A 2,543-nucleotide genomic window follows, 5' to 3' on the forward strand; every position below is an offset into this window, starting at 1 on the left:
AATTAACTGATGTACATGCAGCCAGAAGCAGATTAGGAATAACAATCCCAAAGGTGAAGGCAATAAAGGAACAGATATTGCTACCGGCAGAGAGGACAAAAGATGAAATAGAAGCTGAGATATTTAAAGTAGGAAGAGCCTATAGCGCAGCACAGAAAAAGATTAAGCGCTGTAATGAAAGGCTCGACCAGCTGATGAAGGAGCTGGAGGCGGCTGAATGAATCTATCAGTAGTATCAGAGGATAAAAGGGTTGAGGTCCATTTGGATACATCTTTTGATAAAGATTATGCTTTTATGTATTTAAGCAGTTACGGCAGCATACTACGAGTGCCGGTAAAACACTCCGACATCGACTCCGTGATAGATGCCCTACAAAAATACAAAGAACGAATGACAGAGGTATTAGGAGCTGATAGCTTAAAATGAAAGTCTATCTTTACTGCACGCTATGCGGTGAAGTATGGAATGTGAGCAACAAGATTAACATGAGTAACTACATATGCCCGCATTGCAGCTCGAAAATTAAAAACAACGAACCTATAAGATTGAAAAGGGGGAAGGAAGGTGATAAATGGTTACACAAAATCAGAAATTCGAATGCTTTATAAGGATGCAAAAAACAAAGATAGGCAGATAGAAATATTGTGCCAATTAACAGGGTTAAGGACATTTGAAGTTGAAAAAATCTTGGAAGAAGGAGGATATTTAAACACTATGACAGATCTAATGAAAGATAGAATAGTAGATTTATATAATCAAGGGTTAAGCGACAGTGCAATTGGAAGAGAATTAAAAGTAGCACAAAGTCAAGTATCAACGTTTTTACGAGCAAAGGGATTACCGCCTAATAGCAGGAAAAAGTCTAATAAGAAAGTAGAGGTTAAAGAAGTGCCAGAGCATACAAAAGAACCTATAAAAGAAGAAACAAAGAAAAGTATTGATAAACTTGTTGATGAAGTAATCGATTACTATGACGGTCGTATAGAAAAAACAATAGAACCAATTAAGGTAGGGCCAAAAGAAATCATTGAAAAGCTTAAAGAAGAAACACATCAAAACATTGAGGAGATTAAAGAAGTTCTACCTCTGCAAGAACCGGAGCCTGAGGACCTACCGATTGATTATGACGTAGTAGATACTCTAACACCGCAGCAATATTACGAGCTGGCAAAAATAACATTACAACTGTTAAAAATAATTTGGGAGGGATAATCATGAAGGCAACAGGAATAGTTAGAAAAATTGATGACTTAGGAAGAATTGTAATTCCTAAGGAACTGAGGAGAAGTTATGACATTCAAGAAGGTGATCCTTTAGAGATATTCACCGATGAAGAAAATATCGTTCTAAAAAAATATGAACCTCAAGTGAGCTGCGTATTTTGTGAAGAGGATAATCCAGGCGAATTATTAAAATTCAAAGAGAAAATTGTATGCAGGAAATGTGTAAGTAACATAAAGGCGAGTTATGGAAGATAACTGGTATGCGCTTGTAGTAGCAATATTGCTCAAGGTGCCGCCTGAAACAAGCTTTAAAATGCTAAACGAAGGAAGCAGAAAAGTAAGCTCAGCTCTAAACGATAATGATACTTTAGACATGCTCAAGTATAGAGAGGATGGAATTACATTTAAAGAGATAGGTGAGATGTATGGCATCTCTGAGTCAGCTGCTTATAGACGCATGAAATATTATAAAGAACATAAAAAAAACCGCTCTGCTGTAACAGAAGCGGCAAGCTAAAATATAATTTAACCTTATTGAATTATACCAGAGAGAAGTCGAGGTGTAAAGATGGCAAGATACAACAATAAAAAATTAATAATGCTCTGTCCCGTTTGCGGGACGGAGCTGCACATTACAAACCAAAGGGAATTTCGATGTAGGTGCTTGAATAAGTTTGTCGTACTTGGAAGCGGAAAAGACAAACAGCTGATAAAAGCAGAGGACGCCCCGGCAGCTCGAAAGGCAATGCAGGTACGGTGCAGGGATTGTCTAAGCTGCAGACAGGAAAGTTGCACAGATAATGAAAGACCTAAGAGAAAAATTGACATCAACTGCTTAAGAATTTGCAATAGATTTAAGGGAGGTGGAGATGAAAGAAAAAATATTTAAGTTATTGGAACTTCTATTTATGGCAAAGCAAAAAGGTATAGATGTTTTTTTTAACTACAGTTCTCATGTTGAAGTTATAAGGATCTGTATTTGTTTAAAAGGCTGGTATGAAAATTACGAATATGACAAACATTTCGAGTTGTATTTAGATGAAAAAGATGCAGAAAAAAAGGCGGATGAAGCGATTAAGTATTTTGAAAAAATAATAAGACTCAAGGAGGAAGAAAAAAACAATGAGTAACGCATTAGAAGTTTTGAAAAATTATGATGATAAGAAATTCAATGTATTAGTACCGGTGCAAACAATGCAAGACTTTCCGGACATATACAAATTAGCAATTAACACAGTTAAAATAAGTATTGAAGACGATACTTACAACCAGAATGGGAAGAAAGCTCTAAACAAAATAGGGTTGGAAAAGCTTATGGC

The 2,543-nt window shown here is 36.1% G+C and carries 7 protein-coding genes; all 7 read left to right on the forward strand.

The window, feature by feature from the left end; all coding sequences use genetic code 11:
* Nucleotides 1-221, forward strand: a 221-nt coding sequence (locus PHF25_09475; GenBank protein ID MDD4528237.1) for a hypothetical protein, incomplete at its 5' end; no start/stop codon positions are given.
* Nucleotides 218-427: a hypothetical protein gene (locus PHF25_09480; protein ID MDD4528238.1), complete on the forward strand. Its 210-nt coding sequence runs from the start codon at nucleotides 218-220 to the stop codon at nucleotides 425-427. The genes PHF25_09475 and PHF25_09480, both read left to right, overlap by 4 nt.
* A 138-nt stretch (nucleotides 428-565) precedes the next feature.
* A complete protein-coding gene (locus PHF25_09485; GenBank protein MDD4528239.1) occupies nucleotides 566-1,213 on the forward strand; it encodes a hypothetical protein in 648 nt (215 codons plus the stop codon).
* A 2-nt stretch (nucleotides 1,214-1,215) separates the two neighbouring features.
* Entirely contained in the window at nucleotides 1,216-1,479 is a 264-nt protein-coding gene (locus PHF25_09490) for an AbrB/MazE/SpoVT family DNA-binding domain-containing protein (GenBank protein MDD4528240.1), read from the forward strand.
* Nucleotides 1,469-1,741: an AsnC family protein gene (locus PHF25_09495; GenBank protein ID MDD4528241.1), complete on the forward strand. Its 273-nt coding sequence runs from the start codon at nucleotides 1,469-1,471 to the stop codon at nucleotides 1,739-1,741. The genes PHF25_09490 and PHF25_09495 overlap by 11 nt, the downstream gene beginning before the upstream one ends.
* A gap of 352 nt (nucleotides 1,742-2,093) precedes the next feature.
* The gene (locus tag PHF25_09500) at nucleotides 2,094-2,354 is read left to right on the forward strand and encodes a hypothetical protein (GenBank protein MDD4528242.1); all 261 of its coding nucleotides are present in this window, start codon (nucleotides 2,094-2,096) and stop codon (nucleotides 2,352-2,354) included.
* The coding region (locus PHF25_09505) for a hypothetical protein (protein MDD4528243.1) at nucleotides 2,347-2,543 on the forward strand (197 nt) is incomplete at its 3' end. The genes PHF25_09500 and PHF25_09505, both read left to right, overlap by 8 nt.

The sequence above is a fragment of the Candidatus Margulisiibacteriota bacterium genome, from assembly GCA_028706105.1.
Classification (GTDB): domain Bacteria; phylum Margulisbacteria; class Riflemargulisbacteria; order GWF2-35-9; family DYQY01; genus DYQY01.

Excerpts from the sequence above, each read along its gene's own strand:
- PHF25_09490 (MDD4528240.1), top strand. The coding sequence starts at position 1,216 with ATGAAGGCAACAGGAATAGTTAGAAAAATTGATGACTTAGGAAGAATT.
- PHF25_09500 (MDD4528242.1), top strand. The coding sequence starts at position 2,094 with ATGAAAGAAAAAATATTTAAGTTATTGGAACTTCTATTTATGGCAAAG.
- PHF25_09495 (MDD4528241.1), top strand. The coding sequence starts at position 1,469 with ATGGAAGATAACTGGTATGCGCTTGTAGTAGCAATATTGCTCAAGGTG.
- PHF25_09480 (MDD4528238.1), top strand. The coding sequence starts at position 218 with ATGAATCTATCAGTAGTATCAGAGGATAAAAGGGTTGAGGTCCATTTG.